Raw genomic sequence first — 7,985 nt, forward strand, 5'->3', positions numbered from 1 at the left:
CTCCGTTCCCGGTTGCTATCCGTTAGTAAAACTCGTAAAGCGGGGTTTCAAAGTCCTGATCCAACCACGACTTCAAAATACTTCGGGCGAATTTCGGCTGAACCGGACGGGCGTTTTCGCCCATCAATTCGTTCATCTGCTGAATCTGTTCGGCGGAGGCTTCGATAGGATGCTTAAACACCATCCAATAAACGCCTTCCGAACACGGCGGTGTCGTCAAAGAACCGCTGTATTTATAGAACTCCGGATTAGGTGGAATGAAATGCGCCGGATTGAGTTTCAGATCGTTATGAATCTCTTGCTTGCCCATGACTTTTGGAAGTCGCTTCAACAGACCGTTCAAATAAGGATTCTCTTCGCCTTCCTGGAACAAAATACCAAGAACCGCCAGATTACCGTCGCCGTCCTTGTGCACCAAATGCATTTCCATCGGATAGGCAAATCCTTCCTTGTGATGCTCGCTTGGCGTATGGAAGTGGTATTGCAGCAATTCAAAGCGGTGGCCGCCGACTTTGATGTAACTTCCCAACGGGAAATTGATCTGAATACTGTGACCGTTATTGATGATTTTCAACGGCACTTCGCGATAAGCGATATCCAGACCCGGCAACCCTTGTACGCCCAAAGCCGTTTTGTCGCGCAAATCGACCGGCGATTGGTTGCGTCCGGTTTTACAGGTTGCGTAATCGGCAGAAAGATCACCCCAATGCTGCGGCCCGCCTTCACCGAAATACCCCCAATGGATTGCATGAGCCGCCGGTGCCGCGTGCGCCGCCTTAGCCTCTTCCGTCGCCGGCTTTTCAGCTGCTTTAACCGCTGCCGCCGAATCCTTAGCAGACGCTTCTTGGGCTTTCTTTATTTTTTCCGCTTCGGCGTTCAAATCGACCAAAGGCTTGGTAAGCGGTACATCCGATGCCGAAACAGTGGCACTCACGCCTGAAAATAAGGCCAGCGAAAAACTTAAAACAACCGATAACGAGAGGTTTCGTCTCATGTAAAACTCCAAAAACTTAATGGGCTAATCGTCCTACAAAACATTAAGCAAAAAACCGGCCAGCCAACCATATTCCCACATTTAAAATCGGTTGTTCGCAAACTGTTTTACTACGGCTGAACGCGTTGATTCAAAATATCCTGAAACACGTCAAGTTCCGATTTATGAATGGCAAACACCCCTTCTCCGCCGTGTTCGAACTCAAACCAGTAAAACGGCAATTCAGGATAAGCCTGTTCCAGATAGTATTGAGAAACGCCGACCTCGACGATCAACACGCCTTCGTCGGTCAGGTATTCGGATGTTTCCGCCAGAATACGGCGCACGATATCCAAACCGTCATGACCTGCGGCCAAGCCCAGACTCGGTTCCTGCTGGAATTCTTCTGGCAAGGCGTCCATTTCAATCTGATCGACGTACGGCGGGTTCGACAGAATCAGATCGTACTTTTTGCCTTTCAGATTATCGAACAGGTCGGACTGGATGGCATGCACAACCTCGTTCAAGCCGTAAAGATCAATATTTTTCTGCGCCACTTCCAAAGCTTCCGGCGAAATATCCGCCAGATCCACTTCGGCGTAAGGCAAGGTTTGCAACGAAGCGATACCGATACAACCACTGCCGGTACACATATCCAGCACGCGGGTCACCTGTTCGACATCCACCCAATTATGGAAGTTATTAGCAATCAGCTCGGCAATCGGCGAACGCGGTACCAACGTCGATTCATTGACGATGAAACGCATTCCGGCAAACCAGGCTTCACCGGTAATATAGGCGGACGGTTTACGGGTTTCGATGCGATGCTTGAAGAGTTCGGTCACTTGGTGTTTTTCGGTTAGCGACAAACGTGCATGCCAATAACTTTCCGGAATTTCCATCGGCAGATTCAAGGCATAAAATACCAACACTCGGGCGTCGTCGAACGCATTGTCGGTGCCGTGACCGAAGAACAAATTGGCACGTTTGAACAAGGAACCGCCCCAGCGCACAAAATCCGTGACCGTTTCCAAGCCTTCAAACTGATAATTAATATTGGTCACGAGACTTATCCTTTTTTAACCGCATGTTTTGGACGGAAAGCTTTAACGAAAGCCTCGTCGGTTTCTAAATAAGGACCTTCAATCAGGTCGATGCAATAAGGTACGGCCGGGAAAACCGCTTCCAGACATTCGCCGATTGCCGACGGTTTACCCGGTAAATTGATGATCAAACTTGCACCGCGGGTTCCGGCAATCTGGCGCGATAGAATCGCCGTCGGTACATATTGTAAAGAGACCGCTCGCATCTGTTCTGCAAAGCCGTCGAGAATTTTATCGCACACCGCCGCAGTCGCTTCCGGCGTGACGTCGCGTTTTGCCGGACCGGTTCCGCCGGTGGTCAAAATCAAACAACACCCTTGTTCGTCCGCCAACTCTTTTAATGTCGATTCAATCAGCTCTTGCTCGTCTTCAATTACTCTGGCGACCGCTTTCCACGAAGAAGTCAACGCCTTGCCGATCCATTCCTGCATCGCCGGTCCGCCCAAATCTTCGTACTCGCCGCGACTTGCGCGATCGGAAACGGTTACAATGCCAATTTTAATTTCGTCTTTTTGCATTTTGAATCCTTGAATCTGACAACATTAATCCGCATATAATACCCTAATTTCCACGATTATAACGAATTAGAGAACCGATGACTGAGACGAATCACAAGCCTGAAACCCCTATCGAAAGTGACTTGAATACTTCCGAGACCGAGGTTGATAACAATCTAGCCGCAGAGCCGTCGCAGCCAATGGAAGAACCGATCGAAGCGGAAATCGACGCGACGGTTCTGGATGGAGAACACATTGCCAACGACGAACAGAGCGAAGTGCGCCATCTTGCCAAGCCGGGATTGAACCTGCCGAAAGAAATTTACCTGTTACCGGTTAAAGAGCGTCCTTTCTTCCCTGGTCAACAACTGCCCGTTCTATTGAATAAGGATGCCTGGCAGGAGACTTTTGAAGCCATTAAAGACGGAGAACACAAATACATCGGTATGGTCTTCGTCGACCATGCGGATCACGAAAAAGCGCCTCCGGAAGCATTCTCGGCCGTAGGAACGCTGGTGCGTATCCACGAACCGAAAGTACGCGATGACTTCATTCAATTGATTGCCGAGGGTGTGCAACGCTTTAAAATCGAACACTGGGTTTCCGAGTCGGCGCCTTATAAAGCGCTGGTAAGCTATCCGGCCGACATTAAAAACGGCACCGAAAAAGAATTCAAAGCTTACGGTTTGGCGATTATGAACGCCTTTAGGGAGTTGTTGCCGCTGAATCCGTTGTACAGCGAGGAGTTGAAATATTTCCTCAACCGCTACAGCCCGAACGAACCTTCTCATCTGGCCGATTTTGCCGCGAGTCTGACCACCGCAGATAACTTGAAACTGCAAGAGGTGTTGGAAACGCTTGATCTGATAGATCGTCTGGAAAAAGTTCTGAACCTGTTCAAACAGGAAATCGAAGTCACCAAATTACAGTACAACATCCGCGAACGTGTTGAAGAAAACCTGAGCGAACAGCAGCGTGAATTCTTCCTGCGCCAACAGTTGAACGAAATTCAAAAAGAACTCGGCATCGTCAAAGACGACCAGACGATCGATACCGATCGATTCCTGGAACGCATGGAGACGTTGCAGCTGAGTGAAGAGGCCAATAAAAAAGCCGAAGAGGAACTGAGCAAGTTATCCATGCTGGATCCGCAGTCGCCGGAATACAACGTGGCACGCAACTGGTTGGATTGGTTGACGCTACTGCCGTGGGGCAAACACAGCAAGGACATTCTCGACCTGAAACGCGCCAAGAAAATCCTCGATAAAAAACACGACGGATTGGAAGACGTTAAGGATCGTATCAGCGAGTTTCTGGCCGTCGGCGCATTGAAAGGCGAGATTTCCGGTTCGATCATCTGTCTGGTCGGTCCTCCCGGCGTCGGTAAGACGTCAATCGGACGTTCGATTGCCGATGCACTAGGTCGTAAGTTCTACCGTTTCTCGGTCGGCGGTATGCGCGACGAAGCGGAAATCAAAGGACATCGTCGTACCTACATCGGAGCCATGCCGGGTAAATTCATCCAGGCGTTAAAAGATTGCGAGACGGCCAACCCGGTGATCATGTTGGACGAAGTCGATAAAATCGGCGCGTCCTATCACGGCGACCCGGCTTCGGCGTTACTGGAAGTGCTTGACCCGGAACAGAACAGCGAATTCATGGATCACTTCATGGACGTGCGTTTCGATCTTTCCAAGGCATTATTCGTCTGTACCGCCAACACGCTCGACACCATTCCGGGGCCGTTGCTGGACCGTATGGAAGTGATTCGCCTTTCCGGTTACATCACCGAAGAGAAAATCCAGATCGCCAAACATCACCTGTGGCCAAAACTGCTTGAAGAAGCCGGATTAAGCAAAGAACAAGTGCAGATTACGGTTCCGGCGATCCGCCATGTCATCGAAGGCTATGCGCGTGAAGCCGGTGTACGTAACCTGCAGAAACAGCTTGCCAAGTTAGTGCGTAAACTGGCGTTGAAATTCGTCACCGGCGAAATCGACAACGCTCGTATTCACGTCAGCGAACTTGAAGAGATGTTGGGACAACCGCGCTTTACGCCGGAAAAAATGAACCAGCAAACCGGTACGGTTACCGGTTTGGCCTGGACGTCGATGGGCGGCGCAACCCTTACCATCGAAGCGAGTCGCGTTCACACCTTCAATCGCGGTTTTAAATTGTCCGGACAGCTGGGCGACGTGATGCAGGAATCCGCCGGAATCGCTTACAGCTTTATCTCGTCCAATCTGGATAAGTACAAGGCCGATCCGGAATTCTTCGACAAGGCGTTTGTGCATTTGCACGTGCCTGACGGCGCCACGCCAAAAGACGGGCCGAGTGCCGGTGTCACCATGGCGACCGCCCTGCTTTCGTTGGCACGTGACGAAGCGATTAAATCGCCATTGGCGATGACCGGTGAGCTAAGTCTGACCGGACAGGTGTTACCGGTCGGCGGAATCCGCGAAAAAGTGATTGCAGCAAAACGCATCGGCATCAAAGAATTGATTCTGCCGTTCGAGAACAAAAAGGATTATCAGGAACTGCCGGACTATCTTCAGGAAGGCATGACGGTGCATTTTGCAAAACACTTTGACGATGTGGCCAAGCTGACCTTTAACATTCGTGCCAAGTCGCTAGCGTTGAAAGTCTACAAAGCCAAGCACAAAGAGAATGACGAAGAAATTCCTTCTTCGCATCATTGATGTTTTGCCATAGCTTACGAATCGCGGCAAATGCATTCGAGCGCAAAAACATCTTACTGAAAACAAACAGGCCCGGTTGGATTTCCAACCGGGCCTGTTTTTTTAACGTTACCGAAAGTTAAGGCTTATCCTTAAGCATCCGACACTTAAACGCTTTAATCCTACTTATAAGAATAGGACATTAAAGCGGTACGAATCTCTTTGACCGTTTCCGGCGGAATCATCAGTTCGTCGATACCGTCTTTCTCGTAACGACGCATCTCGTCACCACGGTAAGCGCCTAAAGAGACTTCTGAAACGATCGAATTGGCGATCTTGATCATTGCGACCATCGCACGTACTTTATCATTTTGAATTCGTTCGCAGGATTCATTGTGATGCAGCATGATCGCGTTGATCATTTCCATCGGCAGATGCCATTTCTTGGCAATCAACACTCCGACCATCGCATGATTGGTTCCGAACTCCTGTTCTTCCTTAGCAATGATGGAAAGCGGCAATGACATGGAGTTGCTGAAAATCTGAGCATAACGCTGTTCGTTTTTAGACGCCAACATCATCGCTCCGGAGTTATGAAACAGACCCAACATATAGGCTTCGTCTCGGCTCACGCCGTCGATCCACTCGGCAATGTCCGACATACAGAAAGCGACATCGACACTGTGATCCATAATGTCTTTAAACAAGCCTTTCTGTCCGAAAACATTCTTTAATGCAGCTGACACGACCAAGTGATAAATATTATCCAACCCCATCACATTAACGGCGTCACGAATCGACTTACAAGGCTCTTTCAGTTTCATGATCGGCGAGTTAACGATTCGCATCAATTCACCGGAAAGCGTCGTGTTCTTCTCGATAATCTCGGCCACAGTCGAGATATTGGCAAATTTACTCTTAATCTCTTTTTCTAAAAGTAAAACTTCATCAGGCAATTCCGGAATCTTGACGCCTCGAATCGCTTCCACCGCATTCTTTAATTTCTGCTGCATAAGGTTGGTTTCATTTCAATAAAATATCGTAATCTTGAATTATAAATGAATTTTTTATTTTCACACGTATAAACCTTAACAAAACACTTATCTCACCCCCAAAATTCATTTTATTGTCATAAAGAATATTTAGACTGAAATGCACTTCATTCAGATAGATCACAAGGTAGTGCAGGATGCGTATATTAGAGAATCTTTCCATTCAGAAAAGATTATGGACCAACCTATTTATAGGCATTATTTTCTTAAGTGCCGTCTTCCTACTGGCTCGGCTAGCCTTTACCGAAGTACGCGGGCATGCACATGCTCTATCAGAAATTCAGCAAACCCAAACTGCAAAGATCGCCCAGTTCCAGACCCAGTTCTCTAATACTTTGCTGAAAATGAACGACTATATCCGTAACATGAGCAAAGAGTCCGGCGAAACCTTCAACCACCGGATTGACGAGCTTAAAGCGCTCAACCTATCACTGAAAAACAGTGAAGAAAGCAAAACCGAAAGCACCGTAGAAGATTCACAAACCTCTCCGGCCGCCGAGAACTCCGAACAACCGGCTGCCGAGGAAACCACTTCCGAGAAAGCGTCGGATAACGTTCAAACGGAAACTCAAGCAGAATCAATTCAACCTAACGGAGCGTTGGATGTCGACGCGATGGATATTCTATTAACCAATATGAAAAAAGCCGCCAACTCGTCGGTTTTCCTGAAGCAACAAATTCAGGAAACCTTAGAGTACGGCATTGAGCCGAGTGCCGAAAAAATGCAAAACGGCATTAAAGCCCTCTCTGCCGTCGAAGACATGGACGAAGAGACCCTTCAGCAGCTTAAAGAAATCCTTAAACGCCTGAACATTTCTCAATCCAGCCTGTTCAAAATGATTTCGGCAAACAATCCTGCCCTGAAAGCCGCCTTTGACAAAGACGGGCTGGGTGATGGCAGCAACTCACTTTTTGAAACGCTTAACGAGCGTTTCTCTTCCGATTTCGTCAATCAGGAAACTTTCTCCGAGGTCTATTCCGGTTGGGAAGGATATTATGAGTCGTTCAACGATATGAAAGACTATATCCAGACTGAATCGCAAAACAATCAAACCATCAGCGAGCTTTCCAGCCAAGCCAACGAGTTACTGCACGTTGCCACTGAAAAAACCGATCAACAGATCGTCGGTCTGATCGAAACGCTGAATGACTTGAGCGATTCCAAGACGACACAAATGACCATCGGTAGCGGTGCGGCGTTATTATTCATGCTGTTGCTGAATTTCTTCATCGTCAAATCGATTTCCACCCCGCTTTCCAAAATGAAACAGCAGGTAACGGCAATCTCTGAAAACGGCACTTACCAAAACTGGGAAATTCCTTACGGCCGTAACGAATTGACCGAAATGGGACAAAGCATCCAAACACTTTTAGACTCGGTGGTGAAAGCAACCAGCGAAGTGACGCAAGTCAGCCAGGCTTTAGCGGACGGTCAATTCTCTGCCCGCATGGTAGGTGAATACAAAGGTGATCTGGACGATCTTGAAAAATCGTTTAACGGCAGCTTAAAACGTATCGTCGAGACCTTCCAGGCCATTGACGAAGCCAGTATGGATCTTGCACAAGGAAAACTGGATGCCGAAATTCAAATACAGGATTTCCATGGCGATTACCACAATGTCATGGCGAACATGCAACAAGCCATTCAGGTACAAAAAGAGTCGATTTCGTCGGTCATTAAA

At 48.2% G+C, this 7,985-nt stretch carries 6 protein-coding genes; 2 read left to right on the forward strand and 4 right to left on the reverse strand.

All coding sequences use genetic code 11. The features are described 5' to 3' along the window. Nucleotides 1–22 precede the first annotated feature (22 nt). The 3 genes from ABY044_RS07770 to mog form a co-directional block, all read right to left on the reverse strand. A complete protein-coding gene (locus tag ABY044_RS07770; protein ID WP_373019662.1) occupies nucleotides 23–994 on the reverse strand; it encodes a carbonic anhydrase in 972 nt (323 codons plus the stop codon). 110 nt (nucleotides 995–1,104) lie between these two features. Continuing rightward, nucleotides 1,105–2,037 (reverse strand): 50S ribosomal protein L3 N(5)-glutamine methyltransferase, encoded by a 933-nt coding sequence (gene prmB / locus ABY044_RS07775; protein WP_373019663.1) that lies wholly within the window; start codon nucleotides 2,035–2,037, stop codon nucleotides 1,105–1,107. A 5-nt stretch (nucleotides 2,038–2,042) separates the two neighbouring features. Beyond that, nucleotides 2,043–2,594, reverse strand: a complete 552-nt coding sequence (gene mog, locus ABY044_RS07780; RefSeq protein WP_373019664.1) for a molybdopterin adenylyltransferase — start codon at nucleotides 2,592–2,594, stop codon at nucleotides 2,043–2,045. Nucleotides 2,595–2,671: 77 nt separating this feature from the next. Between mog and lon the strand changes: the two genes are divergently transcribed. Continuing rightward, entirely contained in the window at nucleotides 2,672–5,272 is a 2,601-nt protein-coding gene (lon, locus tag ABY044_RS07785; RefSeq protein WP_373019665.1) for an endopeptidase La, read from the forward strand. A 161-nt stretch (nucleotides 5,273–5,433) separates the two neighbouring features. Here lon and ABY044_RS07790 read toward each other — a convergent pair whose 3' ends face one another. Then, nucleotides 5,434–6,264, reverse strand: coding sequence for an HDOD domain-containing protein (locus ABY044_RS07790; RefSeq protein WP_373019666.1), 831 nt, complete (start codon nucleotides 6,262–6,264; stop codon nucleotides 5,434–5,436). Nucleotides 6,265–6,440: 176 nt separating this feature from the next. On the opposite strand from ABY044_RS07790, the gene ABY044_RS07795 reads away from it, so the two are divergent. Continuing rightward, nucleotides 6,441–7,985 (forward strand): HAMP domain-containing protein (locus tag ABY044_RS07795; RefSeq protein ID WP_373019667.1); only part of this gene is annotated, 1,545 nt, incomplete at its 3' end.

The organism is Thiomicrorhabdus sp., from assembly GCF_041583835.1.
GTDB lineage: Bacteria > Pseudomonadota > Gammaproteobacteria > Thiomicrospirales > Thiomicrospiraceae > Thiomicrorhabdus.

Coding starts and splice junctions, on each gene's coding strand:
- ABY044_RS07770 (WP_373019662.1), bottom strand. CDS start 994: ATGAGACGAAACCTCTCGTTATCGGTTGTTTTAAGTTTTTCGCTGGCC.
- mog (WP_373019664.1), bottom strand. CDS start 2,594: ATGCAAAAAGACGAAATTAAAATTGGCATTGTAACCGTTTCCGATCGC.
- lon (WP_373019665.1), top strand. CDS start 2,672: ATGACTGAGACGAATCACAAGCCTGAAACCCCTATCGAAAGTGACTTG.
- ABY044_RS07790 (WP_373019666.1), bottom strand. CDS start 6,264: ATGCAGCAGAAATTAAAGAATGCGGTGGAAGCGATTCGAGGCGTCAAG.